6 protein-coding genes are annotated in these 11,809 nt (G+C 43.1%); 1 reads left to right on the top strand and 5 read right to left on the bottom strand.

What is annotated here, in order from left to right; all coding sequences use genetic code 11:
• Positions 1–8 precede the first annotated feature (8 nt).
• From ACNORC_RS12680 to ACNORC_RS12660, 5 genes are all read right to left on the bottom strand, one after another.
• A complete protein-coding gene (locus tag ACNORC_RS12680) occupies positions 9–422 on the bottom strand; it encodes an OsmC family protein (RefSeq protein ID WP_418336021.1) in 414 nt (137 codons plus the stop codon).
• A gap of 21 nt (positions 423–443) precedes the next feature.
• Positions 444–1,496, bottom strand: a complete 1,053-nt coding sequence (locus tag ACNORC_RS12675) for an NAD(P)-dependent alcohol dehydrogenase (protein ID WP_418336020.1) — start codon at positions 1,494–1,496, stop codon at positions 444–446.
• Positions 1,497–1,685: 189 nt separating this feature from the next.
• Positions 1,686–3,611 carry a 1,4-alpha-glucan branching protein GlgB gene (glgB, locus tag ACNORC_RS12670; protein ID WP_418336168.1) on the bottom strand — a complete coding sequence of 642 codons (1,926 nt, stop codon included), beginning with the start codon at positions 3,609–3,611 and terminating at the stop codon, positions 1,686–1,688.
• Between the two features lie 832 nt (positions 3,612–4,443).
• Complete coding sequence (gene treS / locus ACNORC_RS12665; protein WP_418336019.1) at positions 4,444–7,743, bottom strand: maltose alpha-D-glucosyltransferase; 3,300 nt, start codon at positions 7,741–7,743, stop codon at positions 4,444–4,446.
• Between the two features lie 11 nt (positions 7,744–7,754).
• The gene (locus ACNORC_RS12660) at positions 7,755–9,734 is read right to left on the bottom strand and encodes an alpha-1,4-glucan--maltose-1-phosphate maltosyltransferase (protein WP_418336018.1); all 1,980 of its coding nucleotides are present in this window, start codon (positions 9,732–9,734) and stop codon (positions 7,755–7,757) included.
• Between the two features lie 188 nt (positions 9,735–9,922).
• Between ACNORC_RS12660 and treZ the strand changes: the two genes are divergently transcribed.
• Positions 9,923–11,731 carry a malto-oligosyltrehalose trehalohydrolase gene (gene treZ / locus ACNORC_RS12655; protein WP_418336017.1) on the top strand — a complete coding sequence of 603 codons (1,809 nt, stop codon included), beginning with the start codon at positions 9,923–9,925 and terminating at the stop codon, positions 11,729–11,731.
• The last annotated feature ends 78 nt before the right edge of the window (positions 11,732–11,809 follow it).

Genomic DNA, 11,809 nt, shown 5'->3' with positions numbered 1-11,809 from the left:
ATGCCGATTTAATTATTTAATGTAGTCTCGATGGTTATTTCAGCATTTAAAAGCTTGGAAATAGGACAGTTTTTCTTCGCGTCTTCCACAAGTTGATCAAATTTTTCCTGAGAAATTCCATTGACCTTGGCCTTCAGAATAAGGTGAGAACGCTTTACAGTTCCATCCTCAAAAGTTATTTCACTGGTAGTTTCAAGTTCTGCAGGATCAAAATTCTCTTTTGAAAGGTTCGCAGAAAGTTGCATGGTAAAACAACCCGCGTGAGCAGCTCCTACCAATTCTTCAGGGTTAGTTCCTTTCTCATCTTCAAAACGCATTTTGAAAGAGTAGGGAGTCTTATTTAATACTCCACTTTGAGTAGATAAATTTCCTTTTCCTTCTTTTAAAGTACCGTTCCATACGGCTGTAGCTTTTCTTTTCATTTTTATAATTGGTTTTTATGGTTAATTTTTCAAAGATTTCATGTCTATCACGAAACGGTACCGGACATCTGAATTCAAAGTGCGTTCGTATGCCTCGTTTATCTGGTCAATATTGATCATTTCCACATCTGAAACAATTCCGTGTTCTGCACAGTAATCAAGCATTTCCTGTGTTTCTTTAATTCCTCCAACGAGAGAACCCACCAGGCTTTTACGCTTCATGATCAATTGCCCGGCCTGTACAGGTGAAGGTTCCGGAGGAATTCCCAGTAGTACCATAACCCCATTCGTATTGAGTAGGTTCAGATATTCGTTGTAGTCGTGTTGAGCAGAAACAGTGTCAATAATGAGATCAAAAGTACCGGCCATACGCTTCATATTTTCCTTGCTGGTAGTGAGTTCAAAATGTTTTGCGCCCAACTCCTTTGCATCCTTTTCTTTTTCGGGAGAACGGCTAAGCATAGTGACTTCAGCACCCATGGAAGAAGCTAATTTTACTGCCATGTGTCCGAGGCCTCCCAAACCAACTACTCCTACTTTATCTCCTTTTTTCACCTTCCAGTATCTCAGGGGTGAATAGGTGGTAATGCCGGCACATAATAATGGGGCTACTGCATTTAAAGGTAATTTGTCTGAGATCTTCAGCACAAAATCTTCCTGTACCACAATATGAGTGGAATAACCACCATAAGTTCTTACATCTTTGTCTTCAGGAGATGGTGAATTATAAGTAGCAGTAGGTCCATTAAGGCAATATTGCTCCTGATGATCTTCACAGTTCTTGCAGTGACCACAGGAATCCACAAAACATCCTACTCCAACTGTTTCTCCTTCTTTGTATTTCTTTACATTTTTCCCAACGCGCGTTACTTTACCCACGATCTCGTGACCGGGAACGCAGGGATATTGGGTGCCGCCCCATTCATTTCGCGCAGTATGTATATCTGAATGGCAGATCCCGCAATAAAGGATCTCGATTTCGACATCTTCAGGACCCGGTTCTCTCCGGTCTATCTGGAAAGGTTCCAGATCTTTATCGGCCGACTGGGCAGCATAAGCTTTTACATTTTTCATAAATTTTGCTTCAAATTTTGAGATCCTTAAGTTACTGAAATTATAGCAAGGGCGCGGGATTCTAAGGAAATTTTAAGATAAATCCCTTGTAGATAATTTTTAATCATTGGCGGCAATGAACAGAAAAAAAGCCGCTCCATTTTGGAAGCAGCTCTTTTCCTGGCTAATCACTTAATAAATACTCAAATTTTAATCTTTCTTCATATAAACCACACCCATTGGCGGTATGGTTAGAGACAGAGATTGCTCCCGGTGATGTGCGGCAATGTCTTCTGTATGTACCTTGTCATTATTGCGCACTCCACTGCCTCCAAAGCGACTATCATCACTATTAAAGATCTCTTTCCAGCTTCCTTTTTCATTGGCCCCTATACGATAATTCTCTCTTGGAACAGGAGTGAAGTTGCAAATGACCAGGACATCATCTTTCCGGTCATTTCCCTTTCGAAGGAAACTAATGATGCTATTCTCGTCGTCATTGATGTCTATCCATTCAAATCCTTCATGAGAAAAAGTTTTTTCATAAAAAGCAGGTTCGTCCTTATATATTTTATTTAACTCTTTCAGAGTCTCCTGTATCTGTTTATGCCTATCCTGTTCAGTCAGATGCCATTCGAGACTGGAATCATGGTTCCATTCTGAAAATTGTCCGAATTCTGCTCCCATGAAGAGAAGTTTTGTTCCGGGATGAGCATACATGTAGGCATACAAGGTTCGCAGATTCGCGAATTTATTCCATTCATCTCCGGGCATCTTATTGATGATTGAGTGTTTTCCATATACCACTTCGTCATGAGAAAGCGGTAACATGAAATTCTCGGTGAACGCATAGGTTGTACTGAAGGTGATGGTATTTTGATGGTGTCTTCGGTGCACAGGATCTTTGCTGAAATATTCCAACGTATCATGCATCCATCCCATCATCCATTTCATTCCGAAGCCTAAACCGCCGATATAGGTAGGTTTGGAAACCATAGGCCAGGCCGTGGATTCTTCGGCAATGGTAACAGTATCAGGAAACTCGCGGTATACTACCTCGTTGAATTCCTTCAGAAAACTGATGGCTTCAAGATTCTCTCTTCCGCCGAATTCATTTGGTTCCCATTCTCCCTCTTTTCGGGAATAATCGAGGTATAACATAGAAGCAACGGCATCTACCCGCAAACCATCAGCGTGGAATTTATCGAGCCAGAAAAGAGCATTACTGATAAGGAAAGCTCGTACCTCATTTCTTCCGTAGTTAAAGATATAGCTCTGCCAGTCAGGATGGAATCCCTTTTTAGGATCGGCATGCTCGTATAAAAATGTGCCATCAAAATAATGGAGTCCGTGCATATCATTCGGGAAATGGGAGGGAACCCAATCCAGAATGACACCTATGCCTTCCTGATGCAGCTTGTCGATCAGGTACATGAAATCCTGTGGAGAACCAAACCTGCTGGAGGGAGCAAAATACCCTGTGATCTGATAACCCCATGAGCCAAAGAACGGATGCTCCATTACAGGCATGAACTCAACATGAGTGAATCCCATTTCCTTAATGTATTTTGGCAGGTCTTCAGCCAACTCACGGTAAGTAAGAGAGCGTAGACCATCTTCAGGAACTCTTTTCCAGGAACCTAAATGCAATTCATAGACAGAATAAGGCTGGGCTTTTCCTTCTTTTTTCTTCCGGTCCTCCATCCATAGCTTATCTTTCCAGGTGTTTTCCAGATCCCAGACCATAGAAGCCGTGTGCGGCGGAGTTTCCCAGGAAAATGCGAACGGATCTCCTTTTTCAGCTTCATACCCATTGTTGCTGCGGATAAAATACTTGTACAAACTGCCCTTTTTGGCTTCCGGAATAAAGACTTCCCAGATCCCGGAATTATCCCACCTGGACCTCATTTTATGAGACTCCTTGCTCCAGTTGTTGAAATCTCCCATTACCGAAACCGACTCGGCATTAGGAGCCCAGACTGCGAAATAGACTCCTTTGGTGCCCATATATTCCATAAGGTGGGAACCAAGTTTGTTGTACAGGTGATAGTGTTTTCCTTCTTTAAAAAGATGTATATCAAACTCGGTAAGCAGCGTAGCTTCCACCGGTTTGTCTTCAGAAGACTTTTGTTTCATTTTGGTCTCAGAAGTAGCTTTCCTAACCGCTTTTTTAGCTTTTTTGGCTACTTTTTCCACTTCCTCTTTGTCCGGAAGTATACCTTCTATAAAATCTTTAGCTTTTTCGGCGGCTTCTTTTACCTGTTCTGAATCCGGGATGATATCTTTGGCCATTTTCTCCAGATCATCTTTGGTCTTTTGGCTGGGTTTCACGGTATCGGCAAGATCTTTCCCCAGTTCTGCCGCAGTATCCCGAATTTCTTCGGTGGCAGAGGTATTGGACAATTTCATTTTTTCCTCAGCACTTATTCCCGGTTCAGCCTTTTTACGGGACATCTTTTTGGGTGCCGGTTTGGCCTTTTCTTTGGAGTCTGCAGGTTTTTGTTTCTTTCCTGCCGCAACAGACTTTTCTGAAGCTGTGACCTTTGTTTTGGTTGTTTTCCTCACTTTTCCGGTCAATCCTTCATCGGGACTGGCTGTTTTCTTCGTTGCAGGTGCAGCAACATGCGGCACCTGTTCATCAGTCAGGGGCTCCTTGAATTTGGCAGCTTTGGCAGTCGTGGTTTTCTTTGAGGAGGAACTCTTTTTTGCTGTTCCCTTCGCCGCTTTCTTCAAAGGAGCCTTGGGAGCAGTCTTTTTGTCCACTTTAGGTTTTTTAGTTTCCGAAGCACTTTTAACAACAGGACTTTCTTCGGCTTTTTTAGTACTGCCTTTTTTGGGTGCAGCCTTTTTATCGCCAACTCCTGCCGGTCCCTTTACCTTTCCTGAAGTCTTTGGTCTTCCCGCAGTTTTCCCGGTGCCGGTTTCTTTCTTTATCTCTTTATTATCTTCTTTTTTCTTAGCCATTTCTTTATTTTTTAATACACGATTTGATCCCCCTCAATGGAATTAATACCCAATCGGGACGATTGTTCAGTTCGTAATTCAGTTCATAAATTGCTTTTTCAAGCAGGAAAGTCTGCATCAGTATCTCAGTATCTTCAGCATCTGTAGGCACAAAATTATTGTCGCCCACATTGTCATAATATCCCTTCAAAAAGATACGTGTAGCCAGATAATACCAGTTTTCTGCCCACTCATCCAGATCACCTTCTTTTTTCTGCTGATCGAATTCGGGTTCAATAATGCTGCTATAAGAGGCATAATGAAAGGAACGAACCATTCCCGCCACATCTCTTAGCGGAGAGCGTTTTAGCCTTCTTTCGCTGAAAGATCGCGCAGGTTCTCCTTCGAAGTCAATGATGACGAAGTCTTTACCGGTCCACAACACCTGTCCTAAATGATAGTCACCATGGGTCCTTATTTTCATGATCGGGATCTTGTGGTCGTAAACTTTTTTAAAAGTCTTTAAAACCTCTCCTTTCATGTCCAGAACTTCCTGTGCTTCAGGTTGTATATGCTTCGGAAGTGTCTTCAAACTCTTTTGAAGATTCTGAAAAGCATTCCTGGTAAGCGATTGCAGGGAAGAGAAAAGTGAACGCTGGTAATGCAGGGAAAAAGGCTCATGTTCAAAGTCCTTTTCCGAAGGATTTGCCGCCAGGGCCTTATGCATTTCTGCAGTTCGTTTACCCAGGAGGGAAACCCTTTCCGGAAAAACTACCCCCATCAGTTCTTTCATAGGTTCTGAAAGCTCCTGATAACTCATTGGCTCCAGGGTATGTTCCACTGTTTCTTTTGGAAGATCTTTTGGCCGCGTCATTACGTTTTCAAAAAAGCGGTTTAAAGAATCCTTTGTATAATCCCAGGCGTCACCCTGATTTGGGATCAGGTCCTGCATCATGCCCAAAACAATAATATTACGGGCATCGGGATTGTATTCTATGGCTCCAACAAAACGCGGAGAGTTCTTGTATTCTGTCTTTTCTGTGAGATAGCGGGTGATCTCAAGATCCGGATTGATAGTATTGTCAAGTTTGCGATAAAGCTTCAGAAAATATTTGTTGTCAAAAATGAGCGAGGTATTACTCTGTTCTGCATTCAGGATCTTACTGTGCACCTTATTTTCTTCGGGATCAAATCCATTATCACTGTGATAGAAGACGAGGTTACCACGTCCACTTTTCAGCTCTCGGCCTTTTTTAATGTTCTTAAAGAGTACATTTCTGAAACTTTCACTGTAGACCGCGTCAAAGAGATAACCATCTTCATTATCTACTTTTAACTTGGCAATAATTCCTTTGGAGGGTACTTCCCTGAAATCATCTTCTTTTTTCTGAGTTATAAATCCTAACGGAAGTTGATAAACATCAGGAAGTCCGTCGTTGTAATTCACTTCGATCGTAATGAGGGTAGAGGGCATGTCCCTTACCGGAATATCTACTTTGTTCAGCACATTAATGCTCTGGATCACCCGGGATTTTCCACCAAACCAACGACAGGTATTCAAATAATTTGGAAGAATTTCGTTCTCAAACCTGGCTCGCACCTTTCCGTGCAGTAATTCCTCCCATTGACCTACCTTGATCTCCGGAGTCTCTGATTTCTCTGTATGCCCTTTTTCCTTCTGAAGCTGGAACCAGTAATATCCATGCGGCGCCATTGTAAACAGATATGGATGATCTGTTATACGTGGGAATTTATTGTGACTAAAAACTTCCACCGGGATATAGCCATCGTAAGGCTCAAGATCCAACTCGGCCGCCTGCGGGAAACGGGAAAGATTTCCCAGCACCAGGATGTCCTCATCTTCGTAGGTACGGGTGTAAGCGATGATCTTGGCATTACTTGGAGAAAGGAAGTTGATATCTCCCCGCCCGAAGGCCTTGAATTTTTTGCGCATGCTAATGATCCTTTTCATCCACCACAGCAGGGAGGAGGAATTCATTTGCTCTGTCTCTACATTTACAGATTCATACTTGTAGGATGGATCAATAATTACAGGAAGATATAGTTTATGGGGATTGGCCGTAGAAAATCCGGCATTTCTGTCTGAGGACCACTGCATCGGTGTTCTCACCCCGTCCCGGTCACCCAGATAGAAATTATCTCCCATTCCTATTTCATCACCGTAATAGATCACCGGAGTTCCCGGTAGGGAGAACAACAACACATTCATTAGTTCTATTTTGTTCCGGTTGTTTTCTAGGAGAGGTGCAAGGCGATGCCTGATCCCGACATTGATCTTGGCCTGCGGGTCTTTTGTATAAACTTTATACATATAATCCCGCTCCTCATCTGTAACCATTTCCAGGGTAAGCTCATCATGGTTTCTCAGGAAAATAGCCCATTGGCAGCTCTCGGGGATTTCGGGGGTTTGGTCAATAATATCCATGATTGGATAGCGGTCTTCCATCTTTATAGACATGAACATCCGCGGCATGATTGGGAAATGATAATTCATGTGGCATTCATCCCCGTCTCCGAAATAAGCGGCGGAATCTTCGGGCCACATATTCGCCTCGGCCAGTAAAAGTTTGTTGTCAAAATTCTCATCTACGTGAGCCCGTAGTTTTTTTAGGAAAGCGTGTGTCTCTGGCAGGTTTTCACAGTTGGTTCCTTCCCGCTCAAAAAGGTATGGAACAGCATCCAGTCTAAACCCATCCACTCCCAGGTTGCACCAGAAATCAAGTACATCAAATACCTCTTTTTGAACCTTTGGATTATCGAAGTTCAGATCTGGCTGGTGCGAAAAGAAACGGTGCCAAAAATACTGTTTTGCGACCGGATCCCAGGTCCAGTTGGAAGGTTCTGTGTCGGTAAAAATGATCCGGGTGTCCTTATATTTGTTAGGGTCGTCGCTCCATACATAGTAGTCGCGTTCTTCAGATCCCTGTGGGGCAGTCCGCGCTCTTTGAAACCACGGGTGCTGGTCTGAGGTGTGATTGATCACCAGCTCTGTGATGATCTTTAGCCCGCGCTCATGGGCTTCATCTATTAATTTTTTAAAAGTATCCAGATCACCGTAAGCAGGATTTATGCTGTAGTAATCGGCAATATCGTACCCATCATCCCGCAAAGGAGAAGGGTAGAAGGGAAGAAGCCAGATAGCTGTTACCCCAAGATCTTCCAGGTAGTCAAGCTTTTCCAACAGGCCTTCAAAATCGCCCACGCCATCCCCATTGCTATCAAAAAAGGCTTTTATGTGTAATTCGTAAATAATGGCATCTTTATACCAGTTCTCCTGATCATCTGAAAATATCGGTTTGATCATGTTTAATTCTTTTATCGGATTGATTTTTTGGATTCGACTTTAAAAATGTGCGCCGGTATGGCTTGCGGATGGAGTTCGACATAATTCCACTCATCCTGCCATATATAGCTGGCTCCGGTCAATTGATCGGTCACCGAATAAGATTCCTGATGCTCAAGTCCCAATCTCGCCAGCGGCACTTTTACCCAGCCGGACTGGGTGTGATTAGGATCGAGGTTGACTACCGTAATGATCTTATTTGTCTGGTCCTGGTCCACCTTCGTGTAACAAATGATCTGATCATTATCTGTATCATTGAACTCAATGTTCCATGTATTTTGAAGCGCGGGATTTTCGCGTCTCACCCGGTTCAAAATGGTGATCATCTCCTTTATTTTAGTATTGCGTGGCCAATCCCAGTGTTTGATCTCATACTTCTCGGAGTGGTTGTATTCTTCTTTTCCGGGATAGGCTTCATTGTGCCCAAATTCGAACACGGGTCCGTAGATCCCGTAATTAGAGGAAAGGGTTCCGGCCAGAATCAGTCTAATAATAAAAGAAGCCTCATGTTTGTTCTCCAGAGAGATCGGTAGGATATCCGGAGTGTTAGGCCAGAAATTCGGTCGGTAATATTCCCGTACTTCGGTCTTTGTAAGCTGAGTGAGATATTCAACAAATTCCTCTTTCGTGTTCCTCCAGGTGAAATAGGTATAGGATTGATTGAAACCAATTTTTGCCAGCTCTTCCATTACTCTTGGCCTGGTAAATGCTTCAGCAAGGAAAATGATGCCGTCATGTTTCGCATTGATTTCCTTAATAAGCCACTCCCAAAACAGGAAGGTCTTGGTATGCGGATTATCTACACGAAAGATCCGTACACCTTTATCAATCCAGAATTCAACTATACTTTTTAGTTCTTTCCAGAGATTTTCCCAGTCTTCAGTCTCAAAATTAACCGGCAATACATCCTGGTATTTCTTCGGCGGATTTTCAGCATATTGTACAGTACCATCAGGTCGCCATTTGAACCATTGGGGATGTTCCTTGACATAAGGATGATCTGGCGAACACTGGATGGCAAAATCCAATGCGATCTCAATATCCATATCATTTGCCTTTTTCACCAGGCGTTGAAAATCTTCCATAGAGCCCAGTTCCGGATGAATAGATTTGTGTCCTCCCTCTTTTGCGCCTATGGCCCATGGAGAACCCGGATCTCCTTCTTCAGCTTCAGTAGCATTGTTGCGCCCTTTTCTATGGCTGCGTCCAATTGGATGAATAGGCGGGAAATAGATCACGTCAAATCCCATTTTTGAGACCTCTGGTAGAACATTCTCACAGTCTTTAAATGTTCCGTGCTTTCCTCTTTCAGGAGAAGAGGAGCGGGGAAAGAATTCATACCAGGCACTAAATAGGGTTTTCTTTCGCTCTACCCGCAGATCCAGAATACGATCATAAGGAAAAGACCTGTTAGGATCACGGGATTCGTACATCGCCCTGGAAGCAGAATCACTTAGAGCCTCAGAAATGGCCAGGGCTTCATGTTCTTCATCACGAAGCAATTGAATCCATTCCTTTAATTTCTTTTTGTTTTGAGCAGACGCCCGTGGCAGAGCTTCCTCCATAAGTTCAGCTCCAATAAGTAGTTCGGTTTGCAGGTTTTGGTTGGCGGCAGCTTTCTTTTTCAATCCATCCTGCCAGGTGGTAAAGTGATCGACCCAGGCCTCTATGGTATATTCGTAATCTCCGGTCTCATCAATCTTAAAGGTTGAAGACCAGTGATCATTACCTTCAAAATCCATTGGTTGTTCCTGCCACTTCCGTTCCCGGCCCCGGCCTTTTCTCTTTGGCCGGTAGAGTAGAACGGCATCTACTTTGTCGTGGCCATCACCAAAAATATCGGCGTCTACTTTTACCTCTTCATCTATTACTCTTTTTATCGGATATTTTCCACAATCTATTTCTGGAGATACATTTCGAATACTTACTCTCTTATGACCTTCTAATTCCATACAGTGTTTTTAGTAAAATTTTTTTGATTTCCCCCATTACACAGGGGTTTTTGGCGACCTAAAGCACTTAAATTTAGGCAAGTAATATCACAAGCTTAGTTAAAAAAGTATTAAACATTAAATGATCCGTCTTATCCTTCTTAGCTTTGAAAGTGTTTGATTTTACAGGGAAAAGAAGGAATTCGTCTATGAGTAGGAAAGTTGGTGCCGCGTATACAAAAAATGGAACTTCCAGGTTCAGTGTCTGGTCTCCCTTTGCGGAAAAAGTTGAACTCATCACAAAGCAACCTCCACGTAATCTTCCGCTTGAAAAAGATCCTGAAGGTTATTGGAAAGGGGAGTTTAAAGAACTGACTCCGGGAACCCTTTATAAGTTCAAACTCGATGAAGAGGATGAATTTCCCGATCCTGCCTCGCTCGCACAACCTGAAGGAGTGCATTCCTGGTCAAAACTTGAAGATACTTCCTTTGAATGGGAAGATTTCGATTGGAAAGGACGGGATTTGGACGAAATGGTGATCTACGAACTGCATGTAGGCACTTTTACCCCACAAGGAACTTTTGAAGCCATCATTGAACGTTTAGACCATTTTAAAGAATTGGGTGTAAATACCATAGAACTAATGCCCATTTCTCAATTCCCGGGTTCCCGTAACTGGGGCTATGACGGAGTTTACCCTTTTGCTTCCCAGGATTCTTATGGAGGAATCGAAGGTTTGAAAAAGCTTGTAAATGCCTGCCACCAAAATGATATCGCCATCATTCTTGACGTGGTGTATAATCATTTGGGGCCGGAAGGGAATTACCTCTCACAATACGGGCCATACTTCACCGATAAATATCACACTCCCTGGGGAAGTGCCGTTAACTTTGATGATGAATATTCAGATCAGGTGAGGAGGCACTTCATTGACAGTGCACTCATGTGGCTGGAGGAATTTCATTTTGACGGCCTTCGGTTAGACGCTATTCATGAGATCATAGATCGCGGCGCACGTCATTTTCTGCAGCAATTGAGCGAAGAAACAGATGCCCTGGAGCAGAAGACCGGAAAAAGGTATGTTCTGATAGCTGAAAGTGATCTTAATGACACCAGACTGGTAAAGGACTATCAAATAGGAGGATATGGCCTTGAAGGGCAGTGGGTGGATGATTTTCACCATTCCCTGCATACCGTGCTTACCAGCGAAGATGCGGGCTATTATAAGGACTACGGAAAAATGGAATACCTGGCAAAAGCTTTTAGGCAGGCCTTTGTATATGACGGGAAATATTCCGAATTCAGGAAGCGTACTGTGGGGAATTCTCCGGAAGGGCTGGATCCTCATAAGTTTGTGGTGAGTATCCAAAACCATGATCAGGTGGGAAACAGATTGCTGGGTGAGCGTATCGCTTCCCTGGTTTCTTTCGAAAAAACCAAATTGGCAGCCGGGGTCATGCTGGCTTCTCCTTTCGTGCCCATGCTGTTCATGGGGGAGGAATTTGGAGAGACCAATCCGTTCCGGTATTTTGTAAGCCACGGTGATAAAGAGCTTGTAAAAGCCGTACAGGAAGGAAGGAAGCGGGAATTTGAATATTTTAATCATGCCGAAGGTGATTTCCCCGATCCGCAGGCCGAAAAGACCTTTGAAGAATCCAAATTGAACTGGAACTTTAGAAAGGACCCTTCCAAAAATGCCATTTTTGAGTTCTATAAGGAGATGCTTCGTCTTCGGAAGGATGGTGCGTTTGATCTCTTCAGAACTTCCGAAGTAAAAGTGAAATCTGATGAAGCTAAAAAAGTGCTGGAAGTTTCCGCAGCAGAAGGTAATGAGACCTTATACGGGCATTTTAATTTTAGCGATAAAGAGATCTTCAATCCTGTTTCTGTAGAAGGAGCTGCCATTATAATTGCTTCCTCCGATAAAAAATATGGAGGTAAAGAAACGGCTGAAACGCTTATTCAGGACGGTTCCTTAAAAATTCCTGCAGGATCTTTTGTGATCTACAGGACTTAAATCTTTCGTGAAAACCGAAAATGTCTTTACATTTAAAAAGGGCATTTTTCAAGTTTGTTTGCCTCCCACCACTAATTA

This window comes from Salinimicrobium soli, assembly GCF_048323655.1.
GTDB classification, from domain to species: Bacteria; Bacteroidota; Bacteroidia; order Flavobacteriales; family Flavobacteriaceae; genus Salinimicrobium; species Salinimicrobium soli.
This window is presented reverse-complemented; position numbering and strand designations above follow the sequence as displayed.